Here is an 11,697-nt window from a genome sequence, read left to right as displayed (position 1 = left end):
GTCGGCGGCCGTCTCGTCCTCGCGGATCGCCATCCACGCACGGCCGAGGCGCGAGTCCTGGAGCCGGCTCATCGCCCAGAGCGAGAGGGCGCCGATGACGAGGATCAGGAAGTACCAGGGCACGGGATCGGTCTCGAACGGTACGCCGGGCAGGTACGGCCGCCCGACGGGGTTCACGCCGTTCTCGCCGCCGGTCAGGTTGAGCCGCTCGACCGGGCGCCAGCCGCCCACGTCGATCGTGATGTCCCCGAGATTCCGGATGGCCACGGGGATGATCTCCCCGAAGGCGAGCGTGATGATGGCGAGATAGTCACCTCGGACCCGGAGAGTTGGAGCGCCGATCACGACGCCCAGGCCCGCCGACACGAGGGCCGAGATCCAGATCACCACCCAGAAGCTCCAGGCATGTCCGTACAGCGGCGAGCCGAGCACGGGGGAATTGAGCAGGCCCATGGTATAGGCCCCGATGGCGAAGAAGGCCGCGTAGCCCAGGTCGAGGAGCCCCGCGTAGCCGACGACGATGTTCAGTCCCAGCGCGAGGAGGACATAGATCATGGCGTCGGTCACGGCGTGGACGGTCTGCGCATGCAGCAAGTGGTCCAGGAACGGGTAGACCATGAGGCCGGTGAGGAGGAGGGCCGCGGGAAATGGGCGCAGGCGAGAGTCGATCGTTCCGGATCTGGGGGGGAGCGGCGCCGCTCCTCCCCCAGACCCCCCCACCGCATTGCTCATACGTGCGCCGCTGACCGCGATCGCATCACGATCGATCCGGATCTGGGGGGGGCGGCGCCGCTCCTCCCCCAGACCCCCCCACCGCATCACTCATGCGGGCGGACGGGACAACCATTGGTCTCTGTTTCTCATGCCTTGTCCGGAGAGCGCTCGCCGAGGAGTCCCTGCGGTCGGAAGACCAGGACCAGGATCAGGATCGAGAACACGATCGCGTTCGTCCAGCGCGCCGAGATGTACTGGTCGCTCCACGCGGAGAGGAAGCCGATGAGCAGGCCGCCGAGGGCCGCCCCGGGCATGCTCCCGATGCCGCCCAGCACCGCCGCCGTGAAGGCGCGGAGGCCGGCCTGGTAGCCCATCCACCACATCCCGATGTTGTAGTAGAGGCCCTGGATGAGGCCGGCTGCTCCCGCCAGGGCGCCCCCGATGAAGAAGGTCAGGATGATCGTCTTCTCGACGTCGATCCCCATGGACAGCGCGGTCTCCTTGTCCTGCGCGGTCGCCCGCATCGCTTTGCCCCACCGTGTCCGGGTCACGAAGTACTGGAGCGCGACCATGAGGGGAATGGTGGTGGCCAGCACCAGGACGTCCTTGGTCGTGATGAACAGCAGCGACTCCATGCCGACCCACTCCCGGAGAATGTCCACGGACGGGAACAGATCGGGGTAGGCGATCGGGGCGGGGCCCTTCCAGATCAGGGCGAGGTTCTCGAGCATGAACGAGACGCCGATCGCGGTGATCAGCGGCGCGAGCCGAAACGCGTGGCGGAGGGGACGGTAGGCCACGCGGTCAATAGCAACGTTGATCGCCCCCGTGGTCAGCATGGTGAGGAGGAAGACGAGAGGCAGGACGGCGACCAGGTGCCAGCCGTGCAGCGTGGTGGCGATGCCGAGCAAGGTGAAGTAGCTGAGCGAGATGAAGAGGCCCAGCATGAAGACATCGCCGTGGGCGAAGTTGATCAGGCCGATGATCCCGTAGACCATCGTGTAGCCGAGGGCGATGAGGGCGAAGACGGCCCCGCGGGTGACCCCGTTGATCGTCTGCTGGATCAGGACCTCGTGCCAGTTCAAGTGAGTCGGCTCGGCTCGGGGAAGAGCGCTAGCCTGAACTATTCATGAACGCGTGTTCGTCATCATATGCCCCCCCTCACCCTGCCCCTCTCCCCCTCCGGGGGCGAGGGATCCGAAAAGAGTCCGCCAGACTCCAATCCCTCTCCCCCATCGGGGGAGAGGGGAGGGTGAGGGGGCAGACGGAGCCACGTTGATGAATAGTCTCGGCTAACGCTCCTCCCAAAGCTCCCCGGACCCTACTCGAGGATGGACTCGAACTGGAACTTGCAGCCGATCGGGGTGTCGGCCTTCACCACCTTGAAGCCGGACATCGTGTCGTAGTCGACGTCACCGTTGGCGTCGAAGCTCCACTTCCCGTTGATCCCGTCGAAGTTCTTGGTGGTCGAGATCGCCTTGCGCACCGCCTCCCGCTTCTCGGTGATGTCCTTGGCGCGCTCGATCGCCGAGGCCGCGCGCTTGATCCCGTCGATGGCGACCCGGCCCGCCTCCGCGGCGTAGAGAGCGTAGGCGGTGGGCTCCTTCCCGAACCGCTTCTTGTACTCCTCGTAGGTCTTGGCCCCGATCCCCTTCATCTTCTCGAAGGGAAGACCGGCGAAGGTCACCCGCATCTCGGTGGCCATGGCCACCTCGCAGGTCGCGCCCTTGAGCAGCTCTTCCTCGAGGAGGCCGTCCGGCCCCATGAACCGCACCCGGGGCGCCACCAGCCCAACTTCCTTCATCTGGCGGATGATGACCTGCGCACCCGTCTCGATGACGCCGCCCATGTAGACGAGGTCGGCGCCGGAGGCGCGCACCTTGGTCAGGACGGGCTTCTGGTCGGGCTGCTTCCAGTCGATGCCCTCGTTGGCCACGATGGCGAGCCCGATCTTCTTGGCGGTGGCCTCGAAGACGTCGGCGATCCCCTTGCCGTACAGCTCCTGATCGTTGAGGACGTACACCTTCTTGGCGCCGAGGCGCTTCGCCCACTTGGCGCCGACCGCGCCCTGGATGTCGTCGGCCGGCACCGGGCGGAAGTAGTTGACAAACCCCATCGGTCGATAGATCTCGGGCTCACCCGGCGCGGCGCCCTGCTTCTTGGTCAGCCCCGGATAAGTGTTGGCCGGGGTGATCTGGGCCATGTGGGCGCGGTTGTTGATGGGGATCGAGACCTTGGCCGCGCCGGAATTGTAGGTCCCGATGTAGATGATGGCGAGCGGGTCGGCCACCGCCTTGTTCGCGTTCTCCGCCTCGACCGCGCCGTCCCACTTGCCCGTCTGCGGGGAGGCGTCGTCGAGATTGATGATTTCGAGACAGTAGCCGGCGACGGCGCCGCCGGCCTCGGACACCGCCAGATCGACGCCGTTCTTCATGCCCGTGCCCTCGGGGATCATCGCCCCCTGCATCGGCCACGAGGTGTAGATGCGAAGCTTGCCCTTCGGACACTGCTGAGCGGTGGCGTCCATCGGAATCGTGGCCACTACGGCGAGCGCGGCGCCCCAGAATATTCCCAGCCATCTCCACCTGCACATGACGTCCCCCTTCCGCGTGAAAGTGCGGCGTGAGCAGTTGCTGCGGATCAGCCCCGAGCTTGGCCGGATGCTGGAGACTCGGGGGCATCCTGTCAAGGGGTTTCTTGCAAGGCCTCCTGGGCTATCCTGGGGGGCGTCAACTGGAGGGGATCGCATGGCGCCACCGCGGGTCATCTACGAACCGAAGCCGGGCTCGCCGATCGAGGTCGATCGCCAGTTCTATGACCGCCTGGCGGGGTCAGCACGGACGCCCGTCGAGCAATTCATCGTCCCCATGCGCTCGGGCCGGGCCTGGCCGGTGCGGGCGGGTCAAATCTTCCGTATCGTGGCGGTGGAGGGTCCGCAGGTCGCCGATTTCAACGCGTGGAACCTCGCCAACCCGCGCGAGCGCTTCTGGGCGGCGCGGACCAAGCAGCTCCACCGCGCGCACGTCACCACCCACGACCGGCTGTGGTCCTGCCTGCCGTATCTCCGGCCGATGCTGACCATCACCAACGACACGATCCGCTACGGTCGCGACGAGGACGGGGCGGGGTGCCACGACCTGCTCGGCACGCGCTGTGATCCCTACGTCCACAAGATGCTCAACGGCGAGGACTTCGACCTCTGCTGCCATTCCAACCTCGTGCGCGCGGTGGCCCCGTACCGCCTGACCGAGCTCGACGTCCACGACGTCCTGAACATCTTCCAGGTCACGGGCCTGACCGCGGACGACCGCTACTTCGTCAAGGCGAGCCCGGCCAAGAAGGGGGACTTCATCGAGTTCTTCGCCGAGATCGACGTGCTCTGCGCGATCTCGACCTGTCCCCACGGCGATCTCTCCGTGCAGATGTGGGGGGAAGAGGCGGGCGATCCGCTCCGCACCTGCCGCCCGCTCGGCGTGGAGATCTGGCGGCCGGACCTGGCGCTGCTCGCGGGCTGGCGCTCTCCCGCGGTCTCGGACTATCGCGGAGACCACGGCCTCCGCCACGGGTAGGAGTCTGTCCGAGTAATCGCCAGATTCTCGCGAGCAGGAATGTTCCGCTTCGAGCGCCGGCTTCGCCGGCGCAACCGGTTCGGGGGGAGGCTTCGGAAGGGGGGCGGAGCCCTCCTCCGAGCTACCTAGCCGCGAGCGAGCAAGGAGGAAGGACCGATGGCGACCACGCAGCTCCTCACGATCCCCGCCCGGCGCGGCGCGGCCGCGCGGATGGCCGCCGGCCAGCGCGTCAAGATCATCAATACCCACGGCACGCAGGTGGTCGACACGTGGGCGTTCAGCGCGCGCGACGTCACGGAGTGGATGTCGATGGAGGCCAGCCGCGCGTGGTTCATGAAGCTGCGGGCCGCCGTGGGCGACACGTTCCTCACGAACCAGCGGCGTCCGATCCTGACGCTGGTCGAGGATACCTCGGGGGGCGCCCACGACACGCTCATGGCGGCCTGCGACGTTCCGCGCTACCGCCTGCTCGGGGTCGAAGGCCATCACGACAACTGCCGGGACAATCTGCACGCGGGACTCGCGGGCCTCGGCATCACGGTCCCCGCGACGCCGTCGCCGCTCAACCTGTTCATGAACATTCCCTGGACGGCCGACGGGACCCTCGCGTGGGGAGAGCCCGTCTCCACGCCGGGGAGCTACGCGGTCTTTCGCGCGGAGATCGATCTGGTCGTCGCGTTCTCCGCCTGTCCGCAGGACATCCTGCCCATCAACGGCCGGACGGGGCGGACCACCGAGGCCCACTTCATCATCGAGTAGGAGCGCTCTGGAGCTGCATCAGCTCGTCCGCCGGAATGTGACAGACGATGCGATGGCCGCTCGCGAGCTGCAGCGTGGGCGGCGGGACCTCGTCACAGATCGCGCCCACCCGGCGTGGGCATCGGCCGCTGAACGGGCAGCCCCGCGGAATCTCGGTCGCGCTCGGCAGCGGACCCTCGAGAACGATGCGGGCGCCCTGGGCGTCCGGGTCGGACACGGGGACGGCGGAGAGCAGCGCTTCCGTGTACGGGTGAAAGGGCGGCGCGAAGACGTCGGCGACCTGACCGAACTCGACGACAGCGCCCAGATACATCACCGCGACGTGATCGGCGAGATAGCGCACGACCGAGAGGTCGTGGGAGATGAAGATCAAGGTGGCGTCTCGCTCGGCCTGGATCTCGTTCAGGAGGTTGATGATGGACGCCTGCACGGACACATCGAGCGCGGAGACGGGCTCATCGGCGACGATCACCTCGGGATTGCCGGCCAGCGCTCGCGCGATGGCCACGCGCTGCTTCTGACCGCCGGAGAGCCGGTCGGGCTTGCGGCCCGCCAGGTCCGGCGGCAGCTTGACGACGTCGAGCAGGCGCGTGACCTCGCTCGCCTCGTCGCCCCCGGACAGCCGACGCAGGCGCCGGAGCGCCCGACCAATCGCGTAGCCGACACTGTGGCTCGGGTTCAGCGTGCTGTCCGGGTTCTGGAAGACCATCTGGATGCTGCGCTTGAGCGCGAGTGGCCGGGCCTCCACGCGGACCGAGCCCACCTCGGTGCCCGCGAGCTCGACGAGACCGGCGCTGGCCGTCTCGAGGCCGGTGAGCACCTTGGCCAGCGTGGACTTGCCGCATCCGGACTCGCCGACGATGGCGAGGGTCTGGCCCTTCGTGGCGAGGAGATCGACGCCGTTGAGGGCACGGACCGGCGCGCGCCCCGATCCGAAGATACCCCGGCGCTGACCGTAGAGCTTCTCGAGGCCGTCGATCCTCACGGCGGCCTCACCAGATGTCCGCTCGGCGACCGTACCGGCCGCGATTCGCCTGCGCTCCCATCGAGGAAGCTCGGCGGCCCGCACACACTGCGCCCGGTGTCCCGGCTCACCGGCCAGCGGCAGGACGGGAATCGCCTGCGACGTGCAACGTCCGAGCTCGACATGGGCGCAGCGCGCGGCAAAGCTGCAGCCCACGGGTCGCGCGAGAGCCGGCGCCACCTGGCCGGGGATGGGCACGAGGGGGGCCTGGCGCTTGTCGCGATCCAGCGAGGGCAGGCAGTCGAGCAGCCCGCGCGTATAAGGATGGCGCGGATTCGTGAAGACCTGCCGGATCGAACCTTCCTCGACCAGCTCGCCGGCGTACATGACGCCGATCCGATCGCACACTCGCACGACCGTGGCCAGGTTGTGGCTGATGAAGAGGACGGAGGTGCCGTGACGCTGGCGAAGCTCGCGGACCAGCTCGAGCACCGCGGCCTCCACCGTCACGTCGAGCCCGGTGGTCGGCTCGTCCATGATCAGGAGGGCGGGCTCGGCGATCAGGGCCATGGCGATCACGATGCGCTGTTGCTGGCCGCCCGAGAGCTGGTGCGGGTAGCGCCCCAGCACGCTCTCGCCGTCCTGCAGCCTGACCTCGGCAAGCATCTCGAGCGCGCGCGCGCGGGCCGTCGGCTCGTCGAGGCCCTCGTGGAGCACCGGCACTTCCACGAGCTGACGGCCCACCGTCATGACCGGATTGAGGCTCGCCATCGGGTCCTGGTACACCATGGCGACGCGCCGCCCGCGCATCGCGCGCAGCTCGCCCTCCGTCATCGTCGCGACGTCGCGCCCCTCGAAGACGATCCGCCCGCCCACGATCCGGCCGGCCCGGCCGAGATAGCGCACGATGCTGAGGGCCACCGTCGACTTGCCGCATCCGGATTCGCCGACCAGGCCCATGGCCTCGCCGGAGGCGAGGGAAAAGCTCAGATCGGGGATGACGTTGACCTCGCCCGCACGGCTGAAGTACGAGATGCGGGTGTTCTCGAGAGCGAGAATCGGCGCTTCAGTCACGGAGGCCGATCTCGCGGAGACCGACGGCCAGGAGGTTGAAGCCGATCACGAGCGAGGAGATGGCCGCGCAGGGGAAGAGCGCCATGTGCGGCCAGACCGACATCATGCCGTAGGTGTCCTTGACCATGCCGCCCCAGTCGGGATCGGGCGGGGGCAGGCCGATGCCCAGGAATCCCAGCGCCCCGATGATCACGACGTTGTAGCCGGTGCGCAGGCACATGTCGACGATCAGGGGCCCGCGCGCGTTGGGCAGGATCTCCACGAGCATGATGTAGAGCGGCGACTCGCCGCGCATCTTCGCGGCGGCCACATACTCCCGCTCCCGCAGCTCGATGGTGAGGCCTCGCACGATGCGCGCGATGATGGGGGCCTTGGTCAGGGTGAGCACGCCGATGATGTTCAGGGCCGAGGAGCCGAAGTGGGCCAGGATGATCATGTAGAGGATGATCACGGGGAACGACAGCACGATGTCGCACGCGCGGATGATCACGAGATCGATGACGCCGCGGTAGTAGCCGGCCATCAGCCCGAGGAGCGAGCCCAGGATCGCCGCGCCCAGCACGGCGAGCGGCGCCACCGTCAGCACCGTCCGCGCGCCCCACAGGATGCGCGAGAGGAGATCCCGCCCGAGGTGATCGGTGCCGAGCCAGTGAGCGACCGACGGGGTGGGGTGCGCGAGCGCGGCCATGTTGTTGGCATTGGGCGGATACGGGGCGATGGCCGGGGCCAGCACCGCCGCCATCACCCAGAAGGCGATGATGCCCACGCCGATCAGGGCGGGCCTCGACTCGCGGAGACGCCCGAGACGGCGCGCCCAGGTCCGCGTGAAGCCGAGCGGCACCTGCGCAGGAACCGCGGGAAGACCTTCGACGGTGGTGGGAACGGACACGCGCGCGCCTCAGGCCCGGATGCGCGGATCCAGCAGCATGTAGGCCAGATCGCCGAGGATCTGCGTCATGACCGCGACCCCGACGGCCACCAGCGCGCCGACCTCGACGAGTGCGATGTCCTTGAAGAGCGCGGCCTCGAGCATCATGCGGCCGAAGCCCGGGTATGCGAAGACCGTCTCGACCACGACGACGCCCGAGATCAGATAGTTGATCTGCAGGAGGATCACGGTGACGGGATTGATCATCGCGTTGCGGAGGGCATGGCGGACGACCACCCGGCGGAAGCTCATGCCCTTCAGCACGGCGGTGCGGATGTAGGGGCGTTGCATCACCTCGATCATCGACGCGCGGATCATGCTGACGACGTAGCCGGCGTCGAAGAGCACGATCACGGCGACGGGCAGCACGAGCTGCGAGGCAACGGACCAACCGCCGCCCGCCACCAGCGTGGCCGTGCCGGGAAGCCAGCCCAGCGCGGCGACGAAGACGCTGGCGAGAAAGACGCCGAGGGCGAACTCCGGGACCGAGGCGACCACGGTGCTGAAGATCAGGATGGCGCGGTCGAGGGGCGAGGATTCGCGCATCCCAGCCGCGATGCCGAGGAGCATCGACAGGGGCACGATGCAGGCGAAGGCGAGCGCGGCGAGAAAGGCGGTATTGGCCAGCCGGCTCCAGATGATGTCCTTGACCGGCACCTTGAAGCGGGTCGAGTTCCCGAGATCACCCGAGGCGAGCTTGCCGAGGAACTCGACGTAACGAACCAGGACCGGGCGATCGAGGCCCATCTCCTTGGTGAGGATCTCCACCTGCTCCTGGGTCGCGTAGGCGCCCAGGATCTTCCGAGCCACGTCGCCCGGGGAAAACTCGTTGAGGGTGAAGACGAGGAAGGACACCACGAGGAGCGTGAGGAGCAGAAAAGCCAGGTGCTTGAGCACGAATCGCGCCACGGTGGAGGCCACCCTACCCCTGTCCGCTGGCGCCGTCAACGCGCCCCCTCACCCTGCCCTCTCCCCCTCACGGGGGAGAGGGATACAGAGGAGAATCATTCTCCCTTCCTGTGAGCTCTTGTTCCTATCCCTCTCCCCCATCGGGGGAGAGGGCCGCGGTTCGAGCTGAAGGGCGAAGCCCTGAGGCGAGGGCTGAGTTGAACGAGGGGGCAGCGCGGCGGCGGAGCCTCAGTCAGCAGGAGTCAGTTTCGCGTGAGTCGCGAGGTTGCCGCTCCACAGATAAAGCGCGAGGAGCGGCGAGCTGCCGGCGCGCGTCGCGTGAGGCACGTTCGGCGCGTGATAGATGGCCGTGGCCAGCGGCTCTCGGCGCCACGGCCCGGCTCCCTTCCACCACTCCCCTTCCGAGGTGAGCGTGAAGTAGATCTCGATCGCCGGATGCTCGTGCCGCGGGTAATGGGTCCCCGGCCCGAGGAGAAGCACGCCGAGGGCCAGGCGCGGATCGACCGCGATGGCCGGCGGTCCGTCGGCGGGTCCGACGATGACGGCGTAGCCGTAGTTGTCGAGAAACGTCGGACCGGGAGGGTGGCGCCGGTAGTTCGGGTTCTGCGCCCACGATAGCGACGGCCCGAGCTCCCGAAGAGCCGAGATGAGTGGCTCCGCGGGACCGCCCACTCCCGCCTCCAGGGCACTCTCCCAGAACCGGCAGACGGGGAGACGCTCCAGCGAGACGTTGCGGCCCGGCCAGCGGCTCGTCGCGTCGATCGAGCGCGTGAGGCGGGCGAACTCGCCGAGCGGCGCCGCGGTGCTCTGGTCACCGGCGGCCGAGGCGGCCAGCGCGCTCTCCAGGGCGATCAGGAATCGACGCAGGATGGCCCCTCTCTCAGGCCGATCAGAATGCGCTATGCTCTGGCCCATGCTCGATCACTCCCGCGCCCCTGAGCTCACGATGCCGAACCGCAGCGAGATCGACTTCCCCAAGCTCCGCGCGGGCAGGCTCGCGCGCCTGCAGACGATGATGAAGCGGCACGATCTGCCCGTCGCGCTTCTCTATACCACGGCGAACATCCGCTACGCGACGGGGGCGGACGTCATGGGGGTGTGGACGGCCGGCACCTTCGCGCGCTACTGCATCGTCCCGGCCGAGGGCGCGCCCATTCTCTTCGAGTACAAGGGCTCGGTCCACGTCTCCCAGAAGGTCGTGGCCGACGTGCGCCCGGCCTACACGTGGCAGTACGGCGGGCTCGCCGCGCGCGACAAGGCCCGCGAGTGGGCGCGCTCGATTCGCGCTACCCTCGCCGAGTTCGGCCTCGAGCACGAGCGCCTCGCCGTCGACAGACTCGACACCACCGGCTTCCTCGCCCTCCAGGACGAGAAGATACCCATCGTCGAGGTGCTCCCGGCGAGCGTCGATGCGCGCGAGGTCAAGACGCCGGAGGAAGTCCAGCTCTTCGCGATCAACGGCGGGATCGGCGACGCCGTCCTGGCCGAGTTCGAGGCAGCCATTCGTCCCGGCATCCGCGAGTACGAGCTGCTCGCGGTTCTGAGCGATGCCCTCCTCCGCCGCCACGGCGAAGGCCTCTTCACGCGGCTCGTCTCCTCGGGCACCAATACCAATCCATGGCTGACCGAGGCCACCGACAAGACGGTGCAACCGGGTGACCTGGTCGGCGTGGACACCGATGCCCACGGCTACGAAGGCTACATCATCGACGTCTCGCGGACCTTTCTGTGTGGCGACCATCCCACGCCCGAGCAGAAGGAGGCGTATCGCGTCGCCTACGATTGCGTCATGGGCATGCACGAGCTCGTCAGGCCGGGGATCACCTTCAAGGAGTTCGCGGGCAAGGCGCCTCGCCTGCCGGAGGCGTACGCGGCCCAGCGCTATCCGACCATGGTGCACCAGGCGGGGCTCGAGGATGAAGGCCCCGGCATTCCCTACCCTGACGACACGAGGGGGCCGCGGCGAATCATGCCCCAGCGCGAGTTCAAGGAGAACATGGTGCTGTGCCTCGAGTGCTATGCGGGCAAGGTCGGCGCGCCCTTCGGCGTCAAGCTCGAGGACCAGGTGCTCGTGACGAAAGACGGGCCCAAGCTGATCTGCGCGTATCCCTACGACGCGAAGCTACTTTAGTGGAAAGGGAGAACGGCCATGGCCATCCCGTGGGTGCAGGAGCTCTATGGGTATCACCGGTGGGCCAATCACCGGCTCTTCGACTTCGTGGCGGGGCTCGGCGACGAGATCGCAAGCCGCGATGTCGGTAAACAGTTCAGCCATCCCACCATCGCCCGGATGTTCGGCCACATCTACGGAGCCGACCGGCTGTGGCTGAACCGCTGGAAAGGCAGCTCGCCCGCTCCGCTGGCCGGTAGTGAGCTGCCCACCCTGGCCGCCGTCCGTTCCCTCTGGGCCCCCTTCGAGAACGAGCAGAAGGGCTTCCTGGAGTCGCTGACGCCCGCTGAGCTGGAGCGAGTCGTCGAGTACAAGAACGCCGAGGGGAAAGCCTTTCGGGTTCCCCTCGCGCCGCTTCTCATTCACGTGGCCAACCACGCCACGCATCATCGGAGCGAGATCGCGACCATGGTGACCATGATCAGCGGCTCGCCGCCCGATACCGGCATGGCCAGCTACCAGATCATCTCCTCGGGCCAGCTCACCGCGTAAGGATTCCCCTCACCCTACCCCTCTCCCCCGCGGCGGGGGAGAGGGATTTTATTCTAGGGCTTCCTTGAATCCCTCTCCCCCATCGGGGGAGAGGGTAGGGTGAGGGGGCGGTTCGATG

General features: G+C 67.8%; 11 protein-coding genes. 4 read left to right on the top strand and 7 right to left on the bottom strand.

Annotation, left to right across the window (positions count from 1 at the left end):
- The 3 genes from VGT00_05040 to VGT00_05030 form a co-directional block, all read right to left on the bottom strand.
- Positions 1 to 720, bottom strand: a 720-nt coding sequence (locus VGT00_05040; protein ID HEV8530760.1) for a branched-chain amino acid ABC transporter permease, incomplete at its 3' end; no start/stop codon positions are given.
- A 140-nt stretch (positions 721 to 860) separates the two neighbouring features.
- Positions 861 to 1,799 (bottom strand): branched-chain amino acid ABC transporter permease, encoded by a 939-nt coding sequence (locus VGT00_05035; protein HEV8530759.1) that lies wholly within the window; start codon positions 1,797 to 1,799, stop codon positions 861 to 863.
- 236 nt (positions 1,800 to 2,035) lie between these two features.
- Positions 2,036 to 3,307 (bottom strand): branched-chain amino acid ABC transporter substrate-binding protein, encoded by a 1,272-nt coding sequence (locus tag VGT00_05030; protein ID HEV8530758.1) that lies wholly within the window; start codon positions 3,305 to 3,307, stop codon positions 2,036 to 2,038.
- Positions 3,308 to 3,461: 154 nt separating this feature from the next.
- Here VGT00_05030 and VGT00_05025 point away from each other — a divergent pair, with 154 nt between their 5' ends.
- A complete protein-coding gene (locus tag VGT00_05025) occupies positions 3,462 to 4,283 on the top strand; it encodes a DUF1989 domain-containing protein (GenBank protein HEV8530757.1) in 822 nt (273 codons plus the stop codon).
- A 156-nt stretch (positions 4,284 to 4,439) separates the two neighbouring features.
- Positions 4,440 to 5,042, top strand: a complete 603-nt coding sequence (locus VGT00_05020) for an urea carboxylase-associated family protein (GenBank protein ID HEV8530756.1) — start codon at positions 4,440 to 4,442, stop codon at positions 5,040 to 5,042.
- Here the strand turns inward: VGT00_05020 and VGT00_05015 are convergent.
- The 4 genes from VGT00_05015 to VGT00_05000 all read right to left on the bottom strand — a co-directional run bounded on the left by VGT00_05015 (position 5,032) and on the right by VGT00_05000 (position 9,832).
- Complete coding sequence (locus VGT00_05015) at positions 5,032 to 7,080, bottom strand: ABC transporter ATP-binding protein (GenBank protein HEV8530755.1); 2,049 nt, start codon at positions 7,078 to 7,080, stop codon at positions 5,032 to 5,034. The two genes, VGT00_05020 and VGT00_05015, sit on opposite strands and share 11 nt — an antisense overlap.
- On the bottom strand, positions 7,073 to 7,969 hold the full coding sequence (locus VGT00_05010) for an ABC transporter permease (GenBank protein ID HEV8530754.1): 897 nt from the start codon (positions 7,967 to 7,969) through the stop codon (positions 7,073 to 7,075). Before VGT00_05010 ends, VGT00_05015 begins: the two co-directional genes overlap by 8 nt.
- A 9-nt stretch (positions 7,970 to 7,978) precedes the next feature.
- Positions 7,979 to 8,917, bottom strand: coding sequence for an ABC transporter permease (locus VGT00_05005; GenBank protein ID HEV8530753.1), 939 nt, complete (start codon positions 8,915 to 8,917; stop codon positions 7,979 to 7,981).
- 228 nt (positions 8,918 to 9,145) lie between these two features.
- Positions 9,146 to 9,832 (bottom strand): dimethylsulfonioproprionate lyase family protein, encoded by a 687-nt coding sequence (locus VGT00_05000; protein ID HEV8530752.1) that lies wholly within the window; start codon positions 9,830 to 9,832, stop codon positions 9,146 to 9,148.
- Between the two features lie 31 nt (positions 9,833 to 9,863).
- On the opposite strand from VGT00_05000, the gene VGT00_04995 reads away from it, so the two are divergent.
- Both VGT00_04995 and VGT00_04990 read left to right on the top strand, forming a co-directional pair.
- Positions 9,864 to 11,048 (top strand): Xaa-Pro peptidase family protein, encoded by a 1,185-nt coding sequence (locus VGT00_04995; GenBank protein ID HEV8530751.1) that lies wholly within the window; start codon positions 9,864 to 9,866, stop codon positions 11,046 to 11,048.
- 18 nt (positions 11,049 to 11,066) lie between these two features.
- On the top strand, positions 11,067 to 11,579 hold the full coding sequence (locus tag VGT00_04990; GenBank protein HEV8530750.1) for a DinB family protein: 513 nt from the start codon (positions 11,067 to 11,069) through the stop codon (positions 11,577 to 11,579).
- Positions 11,580 to 11,697: the final 118 nt, after the last annotated feature.

Source organism: Candidatus Methylomirabilota bacterium, from assembly GCA_036002485.1.
Classification (GTDB): Bacteria; Methylomirabilota; Methylomirabilia; order Rokubacteriales; family CSP1-6; genus AR37.
Note: the sequence above shows the minus strand (reverse complement) of the source record. Positions and strands in the feature narration are given on the sequence as shown.